General features: G+C 31.8%; 20 protein-coding genes, 3 pseudogenes and 1 riboswitch. Of the genes and pseudogenes, 16 read left to right on the forward strand and 7 right to left on the reverse strand.

Features of this window, described 5'->3' with window-relative positions; all coding sequences use genetic code 11:
• Window positions 1–250 precede the first annotated feature (250 nt).
• Both ACJAX4_RS10970 and ACJAX4_RS10975 read right to left on the reverse strand, forming a co-directional pair.
• Window positions 251–895 carry an adenylate kinase gene (locus ACJAX4_RS10970; RefSeq protein WP_435789502.1) on the reverse strand — a complete coding sequence of 215 codons (645 nt, stop codon included), beginning with the start codon at window positions 893–895 and terminating at the stop codon, window positions 251–253.
• A gap of 194 nt (window positions 896–1,089) precedes the next feature.
• Window positions 1,090–1,716, reverse strand: coding sequence for a YARHG domain-containing protein (locus tag ACJAX4_RS10975; RefSeq protein ID WP_435789503.1), 627 nt, complete (start codon window positions 1,714–1,716; stop codon window positions 1,090–1,092).
• A 235-nt stretch (window positions 1,717–1,951) separates the two neighbouring features.
• On the opposite strand from ACJAX4_RS10975, the gene ACJAX4_RS10980 reads away from it, so the two are divergent.
• Window positions 1,952–2,554, forward strand: coding sequence for a hypothetical protein (locus tag ACJAX4_RS10980; protein WP_435789504.1), 603 nt, complete (start codon window positions 1,952–1,954; stop codon window positions 2,552–2,554).
• Window positions 2,555–2,618: 64 nt separating this feature from the next.
• Here ACJAX4_RS10980 and ACJAX4_RS10985 read toward each other — a convergent pair whose 3' ends face one another.
• Complete coding sequence (locus ACJAX4_RS10985; protein WP_435789505.1) at window positions 2,619–4,337, reverse strand: hypothetical protein; 1,719 nt, start codon at window positions 4,335–4,337, stop codon at window positions 2,619–2,621.
• A gap of 267 nt (window positions 4,338–4,604) precedes the next feature.
• Here ACJAX4_RS10985 and ACJAX4_RS10990 point away from each other — a divergent pair.
• The 10 genes and pseudogenes from ACJAX4_RS10990 to ACJAX4_RS11035 form a co-directional block, all read left to right on the forward strand.
• Window positions 4,605–5,075 (forward strand): annotated as a pseudogene (locus ACJAX4_RS10990) (methylated-DNA--[protein]-cysteine S-methyltransferase); the annotation flags it as partial.
• Window positions 5,076–5,231: 156 nt separating this feature from the next.
• Window positions 5,232–5,690: pseudogene (locus tag ACJAX4_RS10995) on the forward strand (DNA-3-methyladenine glycosylase family protein); the annotation flags it as partial.
• A gap of 58 nt (window positions 5,691–5,748) precedes the next feature.
• A complete protein-coding gene (locus ACJAX4_RS11000; RefSeq protein WP_435789506.1) occupies window positions 5,749–6,252 on the forward strand; it encodes a peptide deformylase in 504 nt (167 codons plus the stop codon).
• A 108-nt stretch (window positions 6,253–6,360) separates the two neighbouring features.
• A riboswitch (SAM riboswitch) is annotated at window positions 6,361–6,469 on the forward strand.
• A gap of 254 nt (window positions 6,470–6,723) precedes the next feature.
• The gene (locus ACJAX4_RS11005) at window positions 6,724–8,037 is read left to right on the forward strand and encodes a phenylacetate--CoA ligase family protein (RefSeq protein WP_435789507.1); all 1,314 of its coding nucleotides are present in this window, start codon (window positions 6,724–6,726) and stop codon (window positions 8,035–8,037) included.
• 35 nt (window positions 8,038–8,072) lie between these two features.
• A complete protein-coding gene (locus ACJAX4_RS11010) occupies window positions 8,073–9,245 on the forward strand; it encodes a pyridoxal phosphate-dependent aminotransferase (RefSeq protein WP_435789508.1) in 1,173 nt (390 codons plus the stop codon).
• Complete coding sequence (locus tag ACJAX4_RS11015; RefSeq protein ID WP_435789509.1) at window positions 9,242–9,778, forward strand: 2-oxoacid:acceptor oxidoreductase family protein; 537 nt, start codon at window positions 9,242–9,244, stop codon at window positions 9,776–9,778. The genes ACJAX4_RS11010 and ACJAX4_RS11015 overlap by 4 nt, the downstream gene beginning before the upstream one ends.
• 1 nt (window position 9,779) lies before the next feature.
• Entirely contained in the window at window positions 9,780–9,995 is a 216-nt protein-coding gene (locus ACJAX4_RS11020; protein ID WP_435789510.1) for a 4Fe-4S binding protein, read from the forward strand.
• Window positions 9,992–10,075: a 4Fe-4S binding protein gene (locus tag ACJAX4_RS11025; protein ID WP_435789521.1), complete on the forward strand. Its 84-nt coding sequence runs from the start codon at window positions 9,992–9,994 to the stop codon at window positions 10,073–10,075. The genes ACJAX4_RS11020 and ACJAX4_RS11025 overlap by 4 nt, the downstream gene beginning before the upstream one ends.
• Before the next feature lie 3 nt (window positions 10,076–10,078).
• Complete coding sequence (locus ACJAX4_RS11030; protein WP_435789511.1) at window positions 10,079–11,269, forward strand: transketolase C-terminal domain-containing protein; 1,191 nt, start codon at window positions 10,079–10,081, stop codon at window positions 11,267–11,269.
• Window positions 11,262–12,170 carry a thiamine pyrophosphate-dependent enzyme gene (locus ACJAX4_RS11035; RefSeq protein WP_435789512.1) on the forward strand — a complete coding sequence of 303 codons (909 nt, stop codon included), beginning with the start codon at window positions 11,262–11,264 and terminating at the stop codon, window positions 12,168–12,170. Before ACJAX4_RS11030 ends, ACJAX4_RS11035 begins: the two co-directional genes overlap by 8 nt.
• A 67-nt stretch (window positions 12,171–12,237) precedes the next feature.
• Here ACJAX4_RS11035 and ACJAX4_RS11040 read toward each other — a convergent pair.
• Window positions 12,238–14,578, reverse strand: a pseudogene (locus tag ACJAX4_RS11040) (GxGYxYP domain-containing protein); the annotation flags it as partial.
• A 343-nt stretch (window positions 14,579–14,921) separates the two neighbouring features.
• On the opposite strand from ACJAX4_RS11040, the gene ACJAX4_RS11045 reads away from it, so the two are divergent.
• The 4 genes from ACJAX4_RS11045 (at window position 14,922) to ACJAX4_RS11060 (ending at window position 19,079) form a co-directional block, all read left to right on the forward strand.
• A complete protein-coding gene (locus ACJAX4_RS11045; RefSeq protein ID WP_435789513.1) occupies window positions 14,922–15,581 on the forward strand; it encodes an HAD family hydrolase in 660 nt (219 codons plus the stop codon).
• 269 nt (window positions 15,582–15,850) lie between these two features.
• Entirely contained in the window at window positions 15,851–16,600 is a 750-nt protein-coding gene (locus ACJAX4_RS11050; RefSeq protein ID WP_435789514.1) for an AEC family transporter, read from the forward strand.
• Window positions 16,601–16,732: 132 nt separating this feature from the next.
• A complete protein-coding gene (locus ACJAX4_RS11055; RefSeq protein WP_435789515.1) occupies window positions 16,733–17,659 on the forward strand; it encodes a gamma-glutamylcyclotransferase family protein in 927 nt (308 codons plus the stop codon).
• Between the two features lie 148 nt (window positions 17,660–17,807).
• Complete coding sequence (locus ACJAX4_RS11060) at window positions 17,808–19,079, forward strand: HD-GYP domain-containing protein (RefSeq protein ID WP_435789516.1); 1,272 nt, start codon at window positions 17,808–17,810, stop codon at window positions 19,077–19,079.
• 119 nt (window positions 19,080–19,198) lie between these two features.
• On the opposite strand, the gene ACJAX4_RS11065 is transcribed toward ACJAX4_RS11060, so the two are convergent.
• The 3 genes from ACJAX4_RS11065 to ACJAX4_RS11075 are packed head-to-tail and all read right to left on the reverse strand — an operon-like array spanning window position 19,199 to window position 21,201.
• The gene (locus tag ACJAX4_RS11065; protein WP_435789517.1) at window positions 19,199–20,269 is read right to left on the reverse strand and encodes a hypothetical protein; all 1,071 of its coding nucleotides are present in this window, start codon (window positions 20,267–20,269) and stop codon (window positions 19,199–19,201) included.
• A 20-nt stretch (window positions 20,270–20,289) separates the two neighbouring features.
• Entirely contained in the window at window positions 20,290–21,063 is a 774-nt protein-coding gene (locus tag ACJAX4_RS11070; RefSeq protein ID WP_435789518.1) for a cell wall-binding repeat-containing protein, read from the reverse strand.
• A 6-nt stretch (window positions 21,064–21,069) separates the two neighbouring features.
• A complete protein-coding gene (locus ACJAX4_RS11075; protein ID WP_435789519.1) occupies window positions 21,070–21,201 on the reverse strand; it encodes a hypothetical protein in 132 nt (43 codons plus the stop codon).
• A gap of 473 nt (window positions 21,202–21,674) precedes the next feature.
• On the opposite strand from ACJAX4_RS11075, the gene ACJAX4_RS11080 reads away from it, so the two are divergent.
• Entirely contained in the window at window positions 21,675–22,721 is a 1,047-nt protein-coding gene (locus ACJAX4_RS11080; protein ID WP_435789520.1) for an HD-GYP domain-containing protein, read from the forward strand.
• The last annotated feature ends 330 nt before the right edge of the window (window positions 22,722–23,051 follow it).

Raw genomic sequence — 23,051 nt, forward strand, 5'->3', positions numbered from 1 at the left:
GTATTGGGAAAAGTAAAGCATGGGAATTCGCCAACACAAGAAAAGGCTATTGGAGAATATCCAATAGCCCAATCATGAGTCGCTCATTAACAAATGACACTCTAAAGAAACGTAACTACATATTCTTCTCGGATTATTATAACCACGTTAAACTCGTAAACTAATGAAACGCCTTATACCGAACGGTACGTAGGGTGTTGTGAAAGGGGCGAAACATTTTAATTGTTAGCTTCTATTCGATTGCTTTAATTTAGTTATCTAGTATCGAAAAAATATTTTTAGAAACTGTAAATATATCATCCCTACCGTCAACTACAGCCAAAGAATGATTAGTCTTATAATAATCTACTAGAGGATGGGTCTGATTAGAATAAACAATAAGTCTTTCCTTAACAGTCTCTTCATTATCATCATTTCTTTGAATTAATACACCGCCACAAAAGTCACAGTAACTTAATTCCTTAGGTGGGTTAAACTTTATATGATAACTTGAGCCACAAGAAGAACATATCCTTCTTCCTATATTTCTTTCAATTATAAATTCGCTAGGAACATCAATTAGAAGTACAAAATCTAAGTTTTTGTTAATGCTTTGTAAAAGATTACCAAGTTCTTGTGCTTGAAAAACAGTTCGTGGAAATCCATCTAATAGAAATCCGTCTTTGCAATCATCTTTAAGTAGTCTATCTTTTATAACTTGAATGGTTAGTTCATCAGGTACTAATTGACCTTTATCTATATATTTTTTTGCTTCTACACCAAGTGGAGTACAGTTTGAAATGTTCATTCTGAATATATCACCAGTTGATAAATGGGATATGTTGAATTTCTCGCAAATTAGTTTTGCTTGGGTACCTTTTCCAGCTCCAGGGGCTCCCAGTAAAATTATTCTCAAAGTAACGCCTGCTACCTAAAATCGTAATAAAACAATTTCAGCACTCTATTCATTAAATAGAGTGGTGGTATCATGATAATGATTGACCACAGTACAGGTTTTTCACCTACCTTTCTTTTTAAATTTTAAAGTACAAGTTTATATGAGGGTTGTACTTTAATTATACAATATAATATAGTTAAATAATTTTATTTTTAGTTATTTTCGTACTTTGAAATTAATTTTATATTAGCTGTTTCTACATTATCTAACTTGCCATCAAAGTTTGGGTTAGGTTTATACCAAGATTTCTTGAGAAAATAGCTCTTGTATGGTTCTGATTTAAATATAAAGCCATGTCTGGCATAAATTTCATTTCTAGCTAAAGTCAAGTTTTCTTTGTTTAGTACAGATACATCTGAATCTAAGAGCTTTTCACTTTGACTTTCAGGCAAAATATAAGAATCAATGGATTCAATTTTATTTGTATCGGGTTTGTTTTCAGTTTTAGCATCTTCTGATTTTATATTAGGAGTTATAGTAGTTTTATTAGTAGTGCTATCATTTGAGGTAATCTTATTTTTGGTGGAAGTCTCCTTTGAATTATTAGAATTATTAGAGAATAAATTTGAAACGGAAATATAATAGCCACCAAATCCTATAGTTAATAATAGTATTAAAACACCAAGTATAATAAAATTTTTAAATTTAGATTGTTTAGATTTAGTTTGTTTAGATTTTTTCTCATTGGGTGTTAAATCACTAAACACATTTTTACTGCCACATTTTCTGCAAAAATCCGTGCCATCTTGTAATTCGTAACCACATTTATAACAAAACATAAATTATCGTCTCCTCACTAAGCTACATATTAAATATTATACTAAAATAAAGGTAAATTTTAAAGGTTATAAAATAAAAAAATATTGATTCTCCTTTTTAGCATTCATTAAAAATTTATGATTTTGTCACTCTATTGTCATTTAAATATAATAAGATATAAATATAATCTATTAATACCTGAATGTAGAATTCAGGTGAAGAACTATAAAATATGTATATTGGGAGGGAATATTAATGAAAAAAATAAAAAAATCAAAGAAAGTAAAATTTAATAAAATTGCAGCTTTAGCAATTATAGTATCTGTGTCTTCTTCGGGTGCACCGGTTTATGCACTTACTCCATCAAATATTAAGCGACTAAATATAAATGCTTCTAATTCACAACTTTATAAAAAGCCTTTAGCAAACTCAAATATTGACAAATTATCTAGCACTGGAGCAGTTTCTAAAAATGAAGAAGTGATTATATCCAATCTTTTTACCAATTACAGAAATTCTATTTCAAAAGCCATTGAAAATAATTTTAGTTCTAGGCTAGATAGCTTTATAGACTTAGGAAATATTACTCAACATCAGAAAAAAGAAATTATGAGTTTATATTCTATCTCTAATACCAATACAGTAGGATTGATAGGAATTAAATCCCTTGTTACAAGTGAAACGATAACTAAAGAACAAGAAATTACTATACTAAATAGCTTTATTCATTGTAAAAAATCAACCTCTAAAAATTTAAATGACATTTTATTACTAAAAATTGATAAGTTAATTTCATTGGGAACTATCAATGGTGTTCAGGGAGATGCTGTAATAAATCTTGCTAGAATTCCGGAATGAATATTTAAGCACAACAAAATGGCTTGTCTATTTATGATAAGCCATCAAGTTATAGTAATAAACTTCAAAGTTTTATAATACCATTTAAACCCTTATTTGATGGCCAATGAATAGTATTGTTATTAAAATTAATCTCAATATAATCACCTTGGGCAGTAATATTCACACTTTGCTCACTGTTTCTATATTTTAATATATTAGCTAAACATATTGCTCTCTCAAAACCATCTCCACGTTGGTAGTTCCAAACTTCATCCGGTTGTGCCATACGGGCACCGTCATATATGGATTCGTTAGGCATACGCTCTAATAAGAGTATAACTTCATTATCACCTAATTCTTTACACTTAGTAATTGAAACGGGATTTCGTTCTATAGCCGCCTTGATAAAAGGTTCCCATTCAATCCTTGAGAAATCTCTGAATGCGTAAAAAGATAGATCTGCAGATACGTTCTGATCCCTAATGGATTCTAAATAGCTAATTATATCTTCACGGCTCATTTCAGTTGAAAGGTGTATTGGTTCTGTCTTAGTAAAACTTTTATTCCCTCCCGGAAGCCTTGGTTTTATATTGCAAAATTCATAGAGCGAGGTTAGAATCTCATTTTTCTTATTAGGTGGCATAAGAGGATAATTAAACTGATCCATAAGAATTATAATATCCTTTTCATCTCCCAAATTTACCTTGTGGGTTTCAAAGAATTCAATAAAATTATTAAGGCATAACCTATCTTGTATCGGTTCTTTTAAAAATTCAGACTCATCAATCTCGGATAATAGCTTGTCTCTCGTGCTCTCATTTACCTTGAAAGAGCTATTATGCTCATAAGCATAAGCCTTTTCAGCCGGAATATACCTCTGAATGCCTAGGTATTCATGATTAATCTGAAAGAGATCTTGAATATGGATCTCTTGCCTTAGAAAATTACACAATATCTCATAATCTATATCAGTTACAAGGAAATTCTTAAGCTTTTTCTCAAAACTATTATATAAAGTTTGATTTATGGTTGCATTAGGGTAGACTATATGGGCAAATCCTGTATTATGAGAAACGATTGTAATTTGTTCATTTCGAATTGCTCTTTGAGCCCTTGCTGTAAGGTCAGTACCATTAAACCACATATTCTTAGTTAAAATCCTTCTATTATTTGTTAATACTCCATCTCTAACATCTATATAGTTTTGTGAATGAAGTGGAGTTGCAAGTAGGTATATACTCTCAAGTGGTATTTTGCATATTATAAATAGTGCAGCGGCGTAAAGAGTAGATAACGACACACATTCACCCGCACTCTTTTCATAGTCACTTTTGTATTTGAATGCATCCATTGCCTCTATAGTTTCAGTCTTCCAATACGGTATGACACTAGAGTCATATTTATCAATGCCAAAATGCTTTCTGATATCCATACTGAAATAATATTTATCTCCTTCATAACCAAATAAGGCATTACTCCTATTTATTGTTTCAAAGTCCATAAACGGTTCAAAGCGTGTTATTTCCCTTTCCTTAGTTGTAAGTCCCCAGGTGTCAAGATCTAGATTAAAATCATAATTATCCATTATATATTGTTTAAGTCTCAATATCTTCCTATATGAATTTAATTTGTCAATATCCTTAAACCATATATCTTTCTTCCATTCCCATATTATCGGAGACATTATATTAGCTAGAAAGAGACTGTATAGAAGTTCTGGGAATATGAATATTTCCATATCTGAGAGGCTGATTGCTGATGAATATTTTTCTATATCCTTTTCATTTAAAATCGTAAACACATCCTTTTATATTTGGTATTCATTTATCAATGACACATTACTTCACTCCATATAGTATAGTTGACGACAACAACTATATTATACCGCTAAAAGATTGGTGCAATCAATAATTATTATATGAATTTTTGATTATTATGTCCTTACTAAAGATAAGTATGAGCTCATATCTTTTCACAATATGAAGCTTTACTATAAGAGTATGTAGATAAGCATAAGATATTTGTCAAAGAAAGATGTATACTTGTATGTAAAGAGGGGGGATAACTTATGTATGACATTAAGAGTAATGTATTTTACTATGAAACCCAAATTGGTAAAATAACAATTGTTGAGAATGGCACGGCTATTACTCATGTGTGTTTTGGAGAAGTCCGTAATAAAGATACAAATATAATCGAAACACCTTTGTTAAAAGAAGCATATGAGCAGATACAAGAATATCTTAATGGAAAAAGAAGCACATTTGAATTGCCACTTGCGCCACAGGGTACAGAATTTCAACAGAATGTATGGAAAGCATTACAAGAAATTCCCTATGGTAAAACTAATAGTTATAAAGATGTAGCAAAGAATATCGGAAATATTAATGCTCCTCGTGCGGTAGGTATGGCAAATAATAAAAACCCAATTCTCTTATTTATTCCATGTCATCGAGTTATTGGTGCTAATGGTAAATTAGTTGGTTATGCAGGTGGTTTGGACATAAAAGGAAAATTACTAGAAATTGAAAAAGAAAATGTAAATGCAAATGTATTTTTCAAATACAACTCAAAAGAAATTGCCTATTTAAAACAAGCAGATATAAAATTAGGGGAAGCCATAGATAGACTTGGAAGGGTAGAACGAGTAATTATTAAAGACCTGTTTACGGCACTAATCTTTGCAATCATAGGTCAGCAGATATCTGTAAAAGCGGTGAATACAATTTGGAATAGAGTTCAAGAGCGTTTGGGTGAAATCACATCAGAAAATATTTCAAAGATTTCTATAAATGAAATACAACAATGTGGAATGACAACTCGGAAAGCGGGTTATATAAAAAGTATTGCAGAAACGGTATCAAGATGTGATTTAAACTTGACTGACCTTAATAAATTATCGGATAAAGAAGTCATAAGTCAATTATCTTCATTGCATGGAATTGGAGTATGGACAGCCGAAATGCTTCTATTAAACTCAATGGAACGTCCTAATATTGTAAGCTGGGGTGACATGGCAATTAGGAGAGGCATGATGAAGTTGTATGGATTATCTGAACTAACAAAAAAACAGTTTGATGAATATGTAGAACGATATTCACCATATGGTTCTGTAGCTTCCATTTATCTTTGGAAAATATCTACTTTTAAATAAATAACATCTAAGGTTAAAATGAACAATAATATTAATAAATAAATGGGGGGGAAAGATTATGACTATAAGAGAAATATTATTACTAGGGAATGAAAATTTGTACAAAGTTTGTAGTGAAGTTTCAAAGGATGAAATCAATAAGGTAGAGCAAGTAGTTGAAGATTTACACGATACAATGGTGAATTTCAGTGAAAAATATGGATTTGGAAGAGCAATAGCAGCGCCACAAATAAATGAGCTTTACAGAATAATTTATGTGAATTTTAATAACACATCTATTGCTTTTATAAATCCTAGACTTGAGTTTACTGAAGATGAAAAATTCGAATTGTGGGATGATTGCATGAGCTATCCAGGTTTAGAAGTGAGACTATATAGATATAAAACTTGTAAAATTCATTATAAAGATATGGAGTGGGCTGATTGTAGTATTTCATTTACAGGGGATTTAGCAGAGTTAATACAGCATGAATATGATCACCTAGATGGTATACTAGCTGTTCAGAAAGCAATTGATAATAAATCATTTAGAATAAATAAAGATAAGTCAGGGTGCTTTTAAATTATATTTTAGGTTATATTTTAGAAAAACTTGACAAACTAACATAAAGCATTTATACTACTATCTAACACATATATTTACTAGGAATTAATTAAAACTAAATAAATATCCTTATCAAGAGAAGTCGAGGGAATGGCCTGATGACACTTCAGCAACCACATGTTTAATCGCATGGATGGTGCTAAATCCTGCGGAGTATCTTTCCGTAAGATGAGGGAATATAGAATATAAAATTACCTTTTTAAAAGGTAGTTCAATTTTATTAAACCTCTTCTTTAAATGGAAGGGGTTTTTTTTATTTTAATAAAATTTTTTAAATAAATAAAAATCTTAAATTTAAATTGATTGAAGCACCTCAACTTCCTAGAACTTTAGACAGTGCAGTTTTAATTGTTATAGTGCGAATTTTACAAGGATTAGGCGATTTTTCAGCTAAATTAGTAAATAAAAAATAATTGGAGGTAGTTTATAATGAATGAAAAAAAATATTGGGATGAAAAAATAGAAACGTTACCACGTGAAGAGCTAGAAAAGCTTCAAGAAAACGAATTAAAAGAAATATTAGAGTTTTCATATAAGAATTCAGAATACTACAAGGAAGCATTTGATGCGGCAGGGGTGAAACCTTCTGATTTAAAGACACTTGCAGATATAAGGAAATTTCCGTTTGTAGATAAGCAGATTGAGCGGGAACGTCAAACTAAAAAGCCTATTTTAGGAGATATGCTTGCTGTTAGTGAGGATTATGTAGTATTCATATCTGCTTCAAGTGGGTCTACAGGAATTCCAACCTTAAGTCCTTTTACAAAACAAGATTTTGATGAATTCCAAGATGTTGAAAGTAGACTTTTTTATGCTGCAGGGATGAGGAAAAGCGATAGGTATGTTCATGCTCTTAATTTTTCTCTATTCGTTGGGGGGGCGGATGTTATAGGTGCTCAAAACTTAGGTGCCCTATGCATATGGGCGGGGACTGTACCCTCAGAAAGATTACTATTTATATTAAAGGAATTTAAGCCCACTATAATTTGGACTACTCCATCTTATGCCTGGTATTTAGGTGAAACAGCTAAAAAACATGGGATTGATCCAGCTAAAGATTTATCAATAAAAAAAATTATAGTTGCGGGTGAGGCTGGTGGTTCAATTTCGGCAACACGGGATGCAATAGAGGAACTTTGGGGTGCAGAGGTTTATGATTTCTTTGGAATTTCAGATATATTTGGTGCTTGTGCAGGTATGTGTGAAGCTAGAGATGGACTTCACGTAGCAGAAGATCATTTACTTGTGGAGGTTTTAGATTTAGAAACTGGAGAGTCTTTAAAGGATGGTGGTCGTGGGGAAATAGTGCTTACTACTTTAAGAAAAAAGGCGCGACCTATGATTAGGTTTAGAACAGGTGATATTGGAGTAGTTAACAGAGCGCCTTGTACTTGTGGTAGAACTCATGCCAGACTAAATATAGTTGGAAGACTAGATGATATGTTTATAGTTTCGGGCGTTAATGTATTCCCAGGTGATATAGAATATGTTATTCGTGGAATTGAAGGAATTACTGGAGAATATGTTATTCGTGTCTTTAATGAAAATTTTACTACAAAGTATAAAGTTGAAATAGAAAAAACTTTAGATTCAAAGGAAACTGATGAAGAGGTTAGTAAAAAAGTTTCTAAGGCAATTAAAGCAAGGCTTGGAGTTAAACCAAAAGAAGTAAATGTATTAAAAGACGGTGCAATACTAAGAGCTACACACAAGGCTAAGAGACTCATAGATGAAAGAAAATAAATTATAATAATTATACACAATAAGGAGAGAAAGCTATGCCTAAATTAAGTAATAAAGTAGAGGGTTTTACCGAATCTATAATAAGAAAAATGACCAGAATTTCAAATGATCACAATGCGGTGAATCTTTCACAAGGATTTCCGGATTTTGATCCACCTAAAGAGTTACTAGATGCATTAGGGAAAACCGTTTTAAAAGGACCACACCAGTATGCGGTTACTTGGGGAGCAAACAATTTTAGAGAAGCTCTAGCAGAAAAGCAATCAAGATTTATGGGAAGAAAAATAGATCCTAGTAGTGAGATAGTCGTAACCTGTGGAAGTACCGAAGCTATGATGGCAGCTATGATGACAGTATGTAATCCAAGTGATAAAGTAATTGTTTTTTCCCCTTTTTATGAAAATTATATAGCTGATTCAATTTTATCTGGAGCAGATCCTATATTTGTTTCACTTCGTCCACCAAGTTTTAATTTTGACGTAAATGAGCTTGAGGCAGCATTTAAACAACATCCTAAAGCACTTATATTATGTAATCCATCTAATCCAACTGGAAAAGTTTTCACTTACGATGAACTTAAAATTATTGCGGATTTAGCAGAGCAATATGATACTTTTGTTATTACAGATGAAGTTTATGAACATATTATTTACGAACCTAATAAACACACTTATTTTGCAACTCTTCCTAATATGTTTGAAAGAACAATTTCCTGTAGTTCACTGTCAAAAACTTATTCCATAACAGGATGGAGACTAGGTTATATAATAGCACCTGCCTATATTGTGGATGCTGCTAAAAAAGTTCATGATTTTCTTACGGTTGGCGCAGCGGCACCTCTTCAAGAGGCTGCCGTTACAGCTCTTAATTTTGATGATGAATATTTCTTAGGTCTTTCAAAAATTTATACTAAAAAGAGAAATTTATTCTTAAGTGGGCTTGATGATATAGGACTAACCTATACAACTCCTCAAGGTGCTTATTATATTATGGTTGATGTTTCAGAATTCGGATGTACAAATGATGTTAAATTCTGTGAGTGGTTGGCAAGTGAAGTAGGCGTAGCTGCGGTACCAGGTTCCAGTTTCTTTAAGGAGGATATAAATCATTTAATTAGACTTCATTTTGCTAAAAAAGATGACACATTAAATGAAGCGCTAAACCGCTTGTCAAAATTAAAACAAAAGGCGAAGGGGGTAAGATTATGATTGAAATAAGGTGGCATGGACGAGGTGGTCAGGGAGCTTTTACAGCTGCAAAGGTACTTGGTGCGGCTGCAAGTCTTTACGAAAACAAGTATGCACTTGCATTTCCTACCTTTGGTCCTGAAAGAAGGGGGGCACCCATACAATCCTTTACTAAAATTGATAATGAAAAAATTATTGATAGAAGTGAAATAAAAAAATGTGATTATATTATAGTACTAGATGAATCAATTTTCGATAAAACGTATATTACTGAATTAAAACCTGGTGGAAAAATCATTATAAATACCCCGCACAAGGTAAAATACAGTAAATATGGTGCTTCGATAGTTACACTGGATGCAACAAGTATGGCATTAGACATTATAAAAAGACCTATGGTAAATACAGCTATGGTTGGTGCGCTAGTTGGTATATCGGAAATTATTAGTCTTGATTCTACAATTACGGCACTACAAGGGTTTTTAAAAGGTTCAGTTTTAGATAGAAATAGGGAAATTATAAAAGCGTCCTATAATAAAGTAAGGGGGAATTAACATGAATAAACCAACTTTAAGAAAATACAAAAAGCCTTCACATATATCACAGTACCCTCTAGGACCTTGCTTTGAGGCGGGACATCTTGTTACCATAAATGCAGGCTGGAGAAATGAAAAACCAGTGATAGATCATGAAAAGTGTATAAATTGTTTACAGTGTTATATGCACTGCCCTGACGGAGTTATATTAAGACTAAAAAAAATATTGATATAGATTATGATTTTTGTAAAGGCTGCGGCATATGCTCAAATATTTGCCCGAAAGATGCAATAAAAATGGAAAGAGAGGCGTAAAACATGACAGTAAAAAAAGCTTTTTTATCAGGAAATGATGCATTAGCAGAGGGAGTAAGGCTTGCTCGTCCTCAGGTTATATCGGCATATCCAATTACGCCACAAACGACGGTTGTAGAAAGACTTTCAGAGATGGTTGAGGATGGAAGTTTGAAAAGTGAATACATTCATGTTGAATCAGAACATTCAGCGCTTTCTGCCGCAATGGGGTCAAGTAGTATTGGAGCAAGAACCTTTACCGCGACCTCCTCACAAGGACTTCTTTATATGGCAGAGTGCCTTCATTATGCAAGTGGGGGACGGTATCCAATAGTAATGATGAATGCAAATCGTTCCACGGCACTACCTTGGAATATTTATGGAGATCAAAGAGATTCTCTCTCGCAGCTAGATTGTGGGTGGATACAGGTTTATGTGGAAGATGCACAAGAAAGCCTTGATATGGTCTTACAAAGTTATGTAATAGCCGAAAATCTCAAAGTACTTACACCAATAATGATAAATCTTGAAGGATTTATACTTACACATACTTATGAGCTTGTGGAGATTCCTACGCAAGAGCAGGCAGATAAATTTATACCTAAGTTTGATACTCCTTATAAGATGGATATAGATAAACCTGTGAATATGGCTTTTAGTGCAGGACCAGCAGATAATACAGAGTTCAAATATCAGCAGCACAAAGCTATGACTTATTCAAAACAAGTAATTGCAGAGGTGGATGAGGAATTTTCCAAGCAATTTGGTAGAAAATATGGTGGTATGGTTGAAGAATACAAATGTGAGGATGCAGAGTACGTTCTTGTAACTTTAGGAAGTGTAACAGGACTTTCTAGAATTGTTGTAGATGAATTAAGACAAGAAGGTTTAAAAGTTGGAGTTTTTAAAATAAGGTTTTTAAGACCCTTCCCTGAAGACGAAGTAATAAATTTAGCAAAGCATGTAAAAGGTATAGGGGTTTTAGAAAAAGATATATCCTTTGGATATGAGGGAACTGTTTATACAAATGTAAATTCTTCAATTGTTAAGAGCGGCGTGGCAGTAGCTTCCTATAATTTTGTTGCAGGACTTGGAGGCAGGGATATTTCAAAAGAAAATATAAGAGAGTGCTTTGAGTATGTAAAATCAGGAGCACAGGGAACTAGACAAGAGTTTGTAAAATTTATAGGGTTAGGAGTGGAAGTTAATGACTGAGAAATTAAATTCTAAAAACATTACAGATAATGAGTTTTTTTATGGGCATAAAGCTTGCGCAGGTTGTGGTGGAAGTTTGGCCGTGAGAATGGCGTTAAAGGTACTAGGAGAGAGAACATTTATTGTATTACCAGCAGGGTGCATGTCCGCAGTAGGTTTTATCTATCCACAACTCTGTTTTAGTAATAATGCTATTATTTCAACTTTCGCAGGTACTGATTCTATGCTTACAGGTATTGAAGCTGGAGCGCGTGCCTTAGGTATTAAAGATTTTCACGTTCTTGGAATGGCAGGTGATGGTGGAACTGCCGATATAGGAATACAAGCTCTTTCGGGAGCTATAGATAGAGATGATAATATTATCTATATTTGTTATGATAACGAGGCATATATGAATACAGGCATACAAAAGAGTGGACTAACTCCGTTTGGAGCAAAGACCACTACAACACCAGCAGGAAATAACATAAGAGGTAATATAAATACCAAAAAAAATATGTTTGAAATTGTAGCGGCCCATGGAATAAAATATGCAGCGACTGCAAGTGTTGGATACATTCAAGATTTTATTGATAAGGTAAAAAAAGCATCAGAAGTTCAGGGTACCTCTTATATTCATGTAGTTGCACCATGTCCCACAGGTTGGGGAACGCCTACTGATAAAATGATTGATTGTGCTAAAGATATTGTAGACTCCGGTCTTTGGTATTTAGCTGAATATGAAGACGGTGAATTTAAACTTAATAAAGATCCAAAAGAGTTTACTTCAGTTAAAAACTACCTCTTAAGCCAAGGTCGGTTTAAGCATTTGAAGGATGAAGACATAGAGCAGATCATAGCACAACGAGATAAGAAATGGAATAATATTAGGAAAAGTTGGAAATACAGCAGCATACAGTGAAGCACTAGCTCCAATAGGAGTAGTAAATAAGCCCTAATTATTCAATCATGAATAATTAGGGCTTAAATTAATGTTCAACATTTTTCTTTATAAGTTCCATAAAGGTTTCGGGGGTTACTATTGCCACTTTAGGATTTTCCTTTAGCTTAGTTACAACCCTTTCAACATTACTAAGGTTTTTACTCCAAGCATGAACGTAAACAAAGGTATAACTATTAGAATTACAAATATTTACTTGCCCAGATGAAGTTCGCTTATTAATAATTTCAACTAACTCATCTTCATTTTCAAGATTATCCCAAAGGAGGTCTCTACAGGCTACTATAGGTTTATTATTAGACCAAATGATTTCTCCATTGTAGTTATCATGTTTATCATAATCAAGATAAAACAATCCCTTTATATTATCCTTATTAGTAAACCTATCCCAAAGTTCAATATTAGGAAAAGAGTAGTAATCGATAATTGATACATATTTTTGATCTGTTTTTTTCATATAATCGTTTAGGCTATTAATATATATATCAAGCGCATTTCTAGGAAATTTACTTGGAAACATGTAGCCAGTTCCAGATGGCGGAACTATAAAATAATCGTTAGTAAGACCGTAAGCTGCACTTTCATAATATAATTTAAAAACTGTAGGTGCAAGGTAATATAAAGATGGGCTTAAAGACCACCCAAAATTAAATTTACCTTTATAAGGAGAACCATACCATTTGGTAGAACTATATTGAGTTCCAAGGTTCCATTGCTGATTGTCTCCATCGGATATTATAAATGTTACATTATGAACGTTTTCTTTACTTTCGGTGTTCATTATCGCCCTTTGAGTAATAGGTAATGATGGAAATGCACTTAATACAGTTAAATTATAAGACCAATCGGCTGCAATCATACTAATGCCATATTTTGAAACTGTGCTAATATTAATAAATTCATCAGGTCCCCAACCGAGACAAATAGAGTTTTGTTCCATAGATGAAAATATTTTATCACGAAGAGATGTGTCGTTTATTTTATCTTCGTAAAACATTAAAGATTTAGTCATTATGCCATAGTCTCTTAAAGCGGAAAAATTGGTAGGGGATAGTTGAATTAATATAGTATGATTTAGGCCAGAATTCCATAAATGATCGTAGGCCCATTTTTCATCGGTGTTTCGACAGTCGCCTTTTATTTTTGTTATTCCGTAGAGGCGTACTTTATCTTGGATATCTTCATCAACTGCAATACAATTATTTAATGCAGCAAGTGAACAAGCATTATTTATTGAGGGATCTTTTATGGAACTATTATTATAAAGTACATAACCCTCAATATAGTCTTTGAATATATCTAATAATCGAAAGGGATCTGAGATGATTTCATAAGCAATTCCATAACTACTTACTAAATCATCTAGCCATATTTGGTAATCAGGATGAGCGTCGTTAAGTGTATATATTTGATTGATAGATTGATTACTAATTAGACCTTGAAGGGTAGCTATCATTGTTCTCTCGCTTGAAGCCATTATATTTTGGGAGATCACATATAAATAAGTAGGAGTCGTAGGATTCTTAATATAATTATTGATTTTCAGAGTTTTTTTAAAGTCACTCCATTTAGTAAAAATCATCACTATACTCCTGGCAATATTCGTAAAAATTTTGCAAAAACATAATTCTCTCATTATTATTAAAAGATTTAATATGACTCTCATCAAAACTTGCCAGTAGTAGTTGCCTATTTATAATATCATCTGCTGAAACTTGCTTGGAGTTTTTCATCATATCATACATAATCATAAAGGTAGTAGTTCTACCAATACCCTGTTTACAATGAAAATGTAACCATGTATTTTTAGGTTGTGATTTTACGAGTAGAACAAAGTAATCCACCATATCATCAGTAGGAATCTTACCGTCAGTAACGGGGATTCGAATGTATGATAGTGAATTAGCATGAACGAGATGATTTTCATCTTCAACCTTTTTTGGAACTATAGTCATATTTTTATGATTATAAAAAGTAATAGGTACATTCAATTTAATACTTTTAAGTTTAGTGTATTCGTCTATCATTACCTGCTTAAAAGTTAAACCTTTGTTAGCATCATTTAGCGCATTAGCCCAGCTAATAGGACTCCCATTAATGAATCCATGTGATTCTTGTCTTAAATCAAGAACTATGATTTTAAAAGAAGGCCCTATACTATTTATTATAAGTGGTAAATTGTACTGGGAAAATTGTTGGCTACCTGAAATATTTAATGTATTTAATCCGCTAATATTTATATTTTTATTACTTTGAGTATTTATAATATCAGTAGATTTACGAAAGTGTTTTGGTATGTCATAGTCATTTTGTGAATCTAAAACAAGATTTGCATTGTTGTTATCTAATGATACATTTGAAGCTTTAGAAATTCTTTTGTCATAAAAGGGTAGTAGGGGAATAAAATAAGGATACCTAATGTACATGTGAAACCTCCATAAAATATAGCTATTACACTATATTATGCAAGAGGTTTATTTTAGTACATTTGGTAGTCTGCTACAACTACATTATATACCTTTTAACTTGTTTTATATAAATTATTTAATTATAAATAAATTACTGGCTAATCAATGGAGTTATAAAGTTAATTGTAGGATTATTCTTAATATGGTATAATAAATAGGAATTTATATACAAAATTCAGCTTATGTGCAAGTATATAAAATTAGTCAATGCTACATAGAACTAAAATAACAGGATGGTGATTTTATGCTAAAAGCAGTTATATTTGACATGGATGGAGTAATTATTGATAGTGAACCAACACATATGAAGCTAGAAAATGAGGCTTATAAAAAATTAGGCATAGATGTTTCGACAGATGAACATCACACTTTTGTAGGAACAACTTCTTATTATATGTGGGAGGTTTTAAAAAATAAATATAAGCTTGATAAATCACTTGAGGAGCTAGTTGATTACGATAGAAACATATTTTTTAAATATCTTATGTCAGATGAATGTGAAATAATTCTTATCGATGGGGTTAAAGAGCTAATAAAAGACTTATATGAAAATGGAGTAAAGCTAGCAATCGCATCATCATCACCACTAAATGTAATTGAGGCTATAGCAAAGAAATTTGAGATAGAACAATACTTTGAAGCTTTAGTTACCGGTGACTTTGTAAAGAAAAGCAAACCAGAACCAGATATATTTATTTTTGCATCAGAGAAACTGGGGGTAAGTCCAAGAAATTGTGTGGTCATTGAAGATTCTCATAATGGGGTCCTTGCGACTAAAAAAGCAGGTATGAAGTGTGTAGGAATTAATAGTGATCCTGAAGGGTCGCAAGATATTTCCATGGCTGATTTAGTAATCAATAGCTTTAAAGAAGTGAATTACAGAAAAATAAATAAGTTGAGTTAACGCTGAAAAAGCTGGAGAGATAGAGAATTTTTGTAAATACAGAAGGAGAATTAAGATGGATATAATTTTTCGAATTTTGGGACGTAATATTTTTCCGGTTTTTTTGTTGATTTTTGTTGGTTTTTTATTAAGTAAAAAATTCAAATTAGATATAATGACATTAAGTAAACTTAATTTTTATATTTTTGTACCAGCATTTTTTTTCATAATATATATAGTAAGAAATTCCTTTGGAGATGCTTAAGGTTTTTACATGTGCAGTGGTGTTTATGTTAATCAACTATATAGCGGCTACAATTATAGCTAAGATTAGAAAATATGACATATCAAAAGCAAATGCTTTTAAAAATTCTTTGATGTTTTATAATTCTGGTAATATTGGTCTTCCTCTTATTACATTGGTCTTTAGTGGTGCGGATTATATCACTAATGGAAGTAATCCTTATTTAAATACGGCAGTTACAGTTCAAATTATGGTCCTGATTCTACAAAATATCGCATCGAATACTATAGGATTTTTGAATGCTGGAAACGGAAATATTCGCTTTAAAGACTCTATGAGAAAAGTACTGGGTATGCCAGGTATTTATGTGATAATACTTGCTTTTATATTTAAAATGATTCCTACTTATGATTTAAGTGAATCAGTTATCTGGCCTGCAATTATGTATATAAAGGATGGGCTTGTTCCAGTAGCGTTAATGACACTTGGTGTTCAGCTTTCCAAAACATCGTTAAACTTTAGGGATAAAGAAATCTATTTAGCCTCAGTCATGAGGCTTGTAGGTGGACCAATATTTATTTATTTTCTAATTATCGTTTTCGGATTTAAGGGAGTAGTTGCACAAGCTTTAATGATATCATCCGCGGTGCCAACTGCAGTGAACACGTCATTAATTGCTGTTGAGTGTAATAATAGTGTTGATTATTCTACGCAAATAGTTGTGAATTCAACGTTATTTAGTTCGCTTACACTAATAGTAGTTATTTTGCTTTCTAAAATTCTTTTTCCTATTTAATATTAGAAATATCAGACCTATTGTATTTTCTATAATATAAATTATTTATTAAAAAGCATTGTATATGGTTCAATGATGAGATATAATTTTTCTAACAGATTAGAAAATAATAATTGATGGAGGGATACGATTATGGTAGATAAAATTGAAACACTAGAAGAAAATGTTCAATATAAGGGTGATAAAGGAATAAAGGTCTTTGTTTATGGTACACTTCTCAAAGGTTATAGTGATCATGAAAAATACTTATCAGAGGCTAAATTCGCAGGTAATTTTATCGCTGAAGGTTTTCAACTATATGATTTTGGAGGCACTGATCAAGTAGTTTATAAGGAAATTGATAAGGTTAATGGTGAGATTTATATTATCGATATTAATACATTGAACAAGCTAGATTCACTTGAGGTAAAAGGAAATTTATTTATAAGAAAAGTAATTAGTGTAGTTAATGATAATGGTGAGGTTTATGAAGCCTATACCTATGTATATAATAAGGATCTTTCAAAAAAAGTTGAAGCTAGGTATAATAGTAAGCCTAATTCATCAGTAAAAAGAAACGATTATGTTTGGTATGCAAGCTATGGGTCTAATATGCTATTTGATAGATTGTCATCTTATATTAAAGGTGGAGTTAATAAATTTAATGGAGTGAATTATGATGGTTGTAGGAATACAATACTGCCAAAGGATAGTAGACCAGTAACTATTCCATACAAAATGTATTATGGTAATGAAAGTTCTTCCTGGGGACATGGTGCAGTAGCATTTTTAGATACTCAAATCAAAGGAGAATCTTTAGGTAAAATGTACCTTGTTACTGAAGAACAATTTAAAGATATTATAAGTCAAGAGGGAAACGATAAAAGTTGGTATGATCAGGTTATTTCCTTAGGAGAGCACAATGGTATTGAAATTGTTGCAGTTACCAATAAAAATAAAGTACCAGCTCACAACCCTTCTGATGAATATATTGGAGTGATTAAAATGGGTATACAGGAAACATATCCTGATATGAGTGAATTTGAGGTAATGAAGTATTTGGTCCAGTGTGGATTATAAAATAGTGAACAACCTAAATAGATAGATATGTTTAGGTTGTTTTTTTGTGCAATCATAGCAAAAAGATGATTTATATACATATTTATACTATAATATACTCATCAGAAACATAATTATTATGAGTTTTAAATGAAAAGGAGATGGTTTTATGAGGGGACAATTGTTGGTAAACATGGGGAACTTGCTACTATCATTATCGGAAGTACCTGACATAGCGAATCCTTTGATTGCGCAACATCAGCATAGAACTGCTTTTATAGCACTTGAGTTAGCTAAATTATCCAATGTAAAACCAGAAACCACTGAAAATATTTTTATGGCGGCTTTATTACATGATATTGGAGCAATAACAATGGAAGAAAAAATAGCGGTTCTTAATTTTAAGGGAGTAAATGAAAATATTCATACAATTCGAGGAGAATTATTATTAAATCAAATACCATGGCTAAGAAAAATTTCAAAGATAGTAAGAAACCATCATAGAAATTGGAATGATTGGGAAGAAGGCATAGAAAACCCAATAGTTTTTTCGTCTCAAATACTCTTGCTTGCTGATTATGTTGAGAGATTAATAGATAGAAATAAATATATATTGCATCAAAGCAACGATATAGTAGAGATAATAAAGAAGTTATCCGATACAGTTATTAATAAAAATATAGTAGATTATTTTGTTGATTTATCTAAGAGGGAAGAATTTTGGTTGGATCTAACTTCGCCACAAATATATTCATTGTTATTGAACTATGGACAATTCAAAAACATACAAATAGGATTAGAAGATATATCATTAATATCAAATTTGTATCGAGACCTAATAGATTTTAAGTCCAGATTTACTGCTACGCATACAACGGGAGTAGCAGAGTGTGCGGTAAAGCTATCTGAGTTATTTGGACTTGCGGAGTTAGATGTAAAATCTATGAGGATAGCAGGGAATTTTCATGATATAGGAAAATTAGTAATACCAAACAGCATTCTTGAGAAGCCTTCCAAATTAACCTTCAATGAATTTGCAATTATGAGATGTCACACATATCATACATTCCGTACGTTAGATTCAATTGGGGGATTGCAACGAATAGCTGAGTGGGCTGCATATCATCATGAAAAACTAGACGGAAGTGGTTATCCATTTCACCTTACAAATGAGGAAATCGGAACTGGGTCTAGAATCATGACGGTTGCAGATATATTTACTGCAATATCTGAAGATAGGCCTTATAGAAAAGGAATGGATAAAAATCAAATATATAAAATTTTTAAAACACAAATAGAAGAAAAATTATTGGATAAAAGGATTGTTGAATTATTATTTGATAATTATGAAATCATAAGTACACAAGTAAAAATAAAACAATCAAAAGCATTGGATTTTTATGAAAAGCGATTTTTAACAATAGCTGATGTAAATAAATAGTAAACTTAAATATAAACAAGCTCCAATCCTTGTTTATCAAGGCTTGAAGCTTATTTTATGAGTTTTATTTAATTGCTATTATGTTGAACTCATATAATAATCATTAATCCATGAGTTCATCATTTCGTTTCGTTCCCAAAATCTAAAACTGTCAGCATGGCTCTTGCTGCAATCCCTGTATTTGCATCTCGTATGGTTATTCCGTATGTTCCTAACTTTGTTACACTTACTGGAATTCCAGTGGTTGGATTTTTTATAGTTACTGTTCCTGACTGTACAAAATTTGCGTCTGCTAATTTAAGAAATCCGTTCCTACCTGTTACAGTTCCAGCTGAGCTATTAAACATTAAGTTGCCTGCGAGAGAATCATTTGTAATATTCTTTCCATCTTGGTCGTATACTTCATATGTTGCATACGCAGCTGCATTATGATCATAACTTAGATTAGGTGAAGTTATAATAATATTAGCTACCTTTTCAATTGGAGTAGCTGTTGAAGCAGCACCTGCTTTTACTGAAGCGTATTCACTAAATGCAGACTCTGTTCCATTCATTACTGAAGTAACTTTAAAATATACAGTTGTATTTGAAATTCCCGATAATCCAGGAATACTATCTAAGTAGAAACTCGTACTACCCAAATTTCCGCTTATATTAGTGAAATAAGTGTAATTCACATTATCAGTGCTATAGTAACACTTATAAGAATTTTTAGTGCCAATCAGATTCCATGAAATTCTCACCATCGTGTTATTACCCAAATCATCCTCACCACACCATGCAGCTTTTACTCCAGTTATTTTAGCCGGAATTGCCGTTGGTAATACCGTAGTATACTCACTAAATGCAGACTCCACACTGTCTATTACCGATGTAACCTTGAAATATATGGGTTTGTCCTTAATTTGAGCCAATTCAGCAATATCATCTATGGCCAGAAAGCTTTCTGCAATATGATGCAGAGGCTTTATAAAAGTGTAATTCACATTATCAGTGCTATAGTATACTTTATAATAATCTGCATTCTCAACTATATTCCATGTAATACTTACAAAACCATGCCATGGAATATTCGTATCACCATTAGTATTACATGAGAGAGCTTCTACTCCGGTTGGTATAGATGAGGTTGGATCAATAGTTATTTCAACTGGGGTTGTAGTATCAACAGGATCGCTAATATCGATCACAGTATTATCTGGTACTGCGCCTACCCCCCCTCGAGTACTTTTATAATTGCATTTGGGGCAACTAGTTGCAATAAGTTCTCCTCGTTAGTAATATCGTTACCTACTAATATTAGAGGATTTCCTCCAAGTCCTGCTAAAACTGAACCACTTAACGCATCTGCAAAATTTTCGCCTGTTGCAAGATAGATTGTACTAAAATCTAAGCTGCCTTTAAACTCGCTTATAATAGCGATATTTCTAGAATACTTATCTGTTCCGTTTATATCTGTTACGTTAGGAAGTCCTACTTCGTTTTTTATAGAAGTTCCTTTACCTATTACATATGTTTTAGTAATAGCTTGAGTAGCTATATAATCTGTAACTACTTGAGGAATACTATCTTGCCCAACTAAGATAATTGGAATGTTTAGTTTTACAGCAATTGGTGCTATAGATAAAGCATCTGCATAATCTTCACCAGTTACAACTGCTATTTGTGAAACAACATCTAATTTTTTAGCAACTGCGATGTCTGTATCATATCTAGTTTGTCCAGCTAATCTAGTAGTTGCTATTCCTAGTGCTGTGAGTTTGTCTTGAACATCTTGTGAAATAGATGCTATACCACCTACTATAAATATGGTCTTAACCTGAAGTTTCTGTATTGTATCTAATGTTGATGTGTGTATTGAAGTTGTTTCTGTCAATAATATTGGTGCTTTGTATTTTCCAGCCAGAGGCGCAGCACATAATGCATCGGGATAATCTTCACCTGAAGCTAAGACAGCATAATCAGATTGAGTCCAACCATTCAAATCTATTTAAGATGAGGTTTCGTATCTGTCTAAACCTGCCAGTCTCGTGTATGTTGAAGAAGCTAAAGCATTAGTAGAAATAAGTATTGTCAGCACTAATGTTATTAGAATTGATAATTTAATTTGGCTTTTGCACATTGGTATTAACCACCTTTACATGAATTTTATAAAAATTATTCAATATATTTACATATATACTATAATACTACTGAAATAGATAATTCTCAAGTTAGCGTGACCTAAATTTTAACTTCAGTAATTTATTTCTTGTTTATCATCTGTACTCATATTAAGAGTATGATTAGAGACGTTTTTCAGCAAACATTAAAAGCAGAAATGAATTTTCAACTTGGATATGACAAGTATCAACGAATATAACCTTTTTATTTAAGTAACTCTTACTACTAAATAGTTCAAACATTTCTTTCTAATAAAATTTAATTTTTGTAAATTTTTATGGAGTTTTAGCGAAATTAGTATTATAGTATAGTTATATAGAATATTAAGAATTACAAAAATTCGCAGACTACTGTATAATATATTAATAACTAATAGTAAACGATTTGACCTTGTTTATGTTACTAATATTATATAATTTGGGAGATGGAAAAATGGAAAAAAGATGTATAGCTATTTTAGATTGTGAACTCGGAGAAATAATTGCACAAAAGGTCGTAAGTAAATATGGTACAACTATTGTTGTAGAAAACACTACACTTAACAGTTATATTAAAGATAAACTAATTGCATTTAAAACTGATTTTATTTGGATTTATTTAATTGGTAAAGTAGAGTCTATTAAATATAAAGATAATGATTTAGATCAGTTGAAAAAACGGTACAAAATAAACATATTTGAAATCAAGGAAGTACTAACTGATTTAACTAAAGGAGCAAGTGTAAGCATTGAAAAAATAAACTTAATATCTAATTCAATATATGAACCTATAAACAATGAATATCATGTTATTCAATGTCTGAATGCATTAAAATCAGTGGATGAGGACACTTTTACTCATAGTGTAAATGTGTCTTTATATGCAATGTTATTGGGCAAATGGTTGCTGTTACCACAAAGTAAAATAATAGATCTTATACAAGCTGCATTATTTCATGATGTTGGTAAAACAAAGATATCCAATTCAATTTTAAATAAAAAAGGAAAATTAGAAATTGATGAATTCGAGGAAATTAAAAAACATCCTATTTATAGTTTTGAAATTATAAAAGATATTGATGGTCTTTCAATGGAAAGTAAAGAAGCTGTACTCATGCATCATGAAAGAGAGAATAAGTCAGGATATCCATCAGGTATAGACGGATCTCAAATGGGTATATGTTCCAAGATAATAGCAATTGCAAATTTTTATGAATCAATAACATCACAAAGGGCTTACAGAAAAGGCATAACCCCTTTTGATGCTTTTAGGATTATTCAAAGTCAATGTATTAATAACTTTGATGTACACGTGGCAAATACTTTCTTATCCAATTTAGCTGTTTGTTATGTAGGCTCTAAAGTTTTACTTAGCGATGGATGCACTGGTGAAATTGTATATGTACCACCACATGCTATTACTAAGCCAATTGTTTGCATTAATTCTGAGTATATAGATTTGTCTAAAGATAGTAATGTAAGCATTGTAAGTATGTTGTAAAACGTACTTGCAATAATTATATAGGAAATCAAATAGTCTTTTACATATAAGATTTGTAGTGGCTACATATTCTTTTGGTGTTTTCTTAATCACCTCTGAATATATTTTAATATGGTTCATACCTAGCGAATTTGATGCGTTTTTATTAAGAATACTTTTTATAAAAATAGTGATTTTTGATATAAGTTCCTGATTAAATAGGGTGTATTTGTCAAGTGAAAACTCCCCCATATTCTAACCCAAAACTCCCCCACTAAAAATTGTAAAAAAAATAATATTTATCTTAATAATTGTATAGTTGAGAAAAATTTTATTGTTGTTTTGCAAGCC

The organism is Clostridium sp., assembly GCF_051278035.1.
Taxonomy (GTDB): domain Bacteria; phylum Bacillota; class Clostridia; order Clostridiales; family Clostridiaceae; genus Clostridium_AD.

What these genes read in the sequence shown, in the direction of transcription:
- ACJAX4_RS11045 (WP_435789513.1), top strand. Translation starts at nt 14,922, where the DNA reads ATGCTAAAAGCAGTTATATTTGACATGGATGGAGTAATTATTGATAGT.
- ACJAX4_RS11050 (WP_435789514.1), top strand. Translation starts at nt 15,851, where the DNA reads ATGTTAATCAACTATATAGCGGCTACAATTATAGCTAAGATTAGAAAA.
- ACJAX4_RS11015 (WP_435789509.1), top strand. Translation starts at nt 9,242, where the DNA reads ATGATTGAAATAAGGTGGCATGGACGAGGTGGTCAGGGAGCTTTTACA.
- ACJAX4_RS11005 (WP_435789507.1), top strand. Translation starts at nt 6,724, where the DNA reads ATGAATGAAAAAAAATATTGGGATGAAAAAATAGAAACGTTACCACGT.
- ACJAX4_RS11055 (WP_435789515.1), top strand. Translation starts at nt 16,733, where the DNA reads ATGGTAGATAAAATTGAAACACTAGAAGAAAATGTTCAATATAAGGGT.
- ACJAX4_RS11010 (WP_435789508.1), top strand. Translation starts at nt 8,073, where the DNA reads ATGCCTAAATTAAGTAATAAAGTAGAGGGTTTTACCGAATCTATAATA.
- ACJAX4_RS11020 (WP_435789510.1), top strand. Translation starts at nt 9,780, where the DNA reads ATGAATAAACCAACTTTAAGAAAATACAAAAAGCCTTCACATATATCA.
- ACJAX4_RS11035 (WP_435789512.1), top strand. Translation starts at nt 11,262, where the DNA reads ATGACTGAGAAATTAAATTCTAAAAACATTACAGATAATGAGTTTTTT.
- ACJAX4_RS11030 (WP_435789511.1), top strand. Translation starts at nt 10,079, where the DNA reads ATGACAGTAAAAAAAGCTTTTTTATCAGGAAATGATGCATTAGCAGAG.
- ACJAX4_RS10980 (WP_435789504.1), top strand. Translation starts at nt 1,952, where the DNA reads ATGAAAAAAATAAAAAAATCAAAGAAAGTAAAATTTAATAAAATTGCA.
- ACJAX4_RS11060 (WP_435789516.1), top strand. Translation starts at nt 17,808, where the DNA reads ATGAGGGGACAATTGTTGGTAAACATGGGGAACTTGCTACTATCATTA.
- ACJAX4_RS11000 (WP_435789506.1), top strand. Translation starts at nt 5,749, where the DNA reads ATGACTATAAGAGAAATATTATTACTAGGGAATGAAAATTTGTACAAA.
- ACJAX4_RS11080 (WP_435789520.1), top strand. Translation starts at nt 21,675, where the DNA reads ATGGAAAAAAGATGTATAGCTATTTTAGATTGTGAACTCGGAGAAATA.
- ACJAX4_RS10975 (WP_435789503.1), bottom strand. Translation starts at nt 1,716, where the DNA reads ATGTTTTGTTATAAATGTGGTTACGAATTACAAGATGGCACGGATTTT.
- ACJAX4_RS11075 (WP_435789519.1), bottom strand. Translation starts at nt 21,201, where the DNA reads ATGTGCAAAAGCCAAATTAAATTATCAATTCTAATAACATTAGTGCTG.